The organism is Tritonibacter sp. SIMBA_163, from assembly GCF_046535935.1.
Taxonomy (GTDB): Bacteria; Pseudomonadota; Alphaproteobacteria; order Rhodobacterales; family Rhodobacteraceae; genus Epibacterium; species Epibacterium scottomollicae.
This window is the reverse complement of sequence record NZ_JAWJBP010000378.1, coordinates 1-276: the sequence shown is the minus strand read 5'-3', so window position 1 is coordinate 276 and position 276 is coordinate 1. Positions and strand designations below refer to the sequence as shown.

At 52.2% G+C, this 276-nt stretch carries 1 protein-coding gene; it reads left to right on the top strand.

Going from position 1 to position 276, the window contains the following annotated elements; translation table 11 throughout:
* Positions 1-83: 83 nt before the first annotated feature.
* Positions 84-276 (top strand): hypothetical protein (locus R0J92_RS22795; RefSeq protein WP_411053340.1); only part of this gene is annotated, 193 nt, incomplete at its 3' end.

Below are 276 nucleotides of genomic sequence, written 5' to 3'. Positions count from 1 at the left end.
CCATTAGAGCCGTTGATATGGTCCGACGCACAGTCAGCCGTATAGCGTCATATACTCGGCATACCCGTGGTACTGAATACAGGGTGGCGATCAATGCGATCGATCGTTTCACCGCTCCGGTACGTGGAGCCGTTGCATTTGCAAATACCCATTTGGGACGGACTTACACAACCACAATCAAGGTTCTGGACCTTATCACAAAGCCATTGAGAGGGATTGTGTCAGCTGTCACCAGTACACTTGGTTTGCTTGGAGTCGGTGCCGGTGCAACAGGCG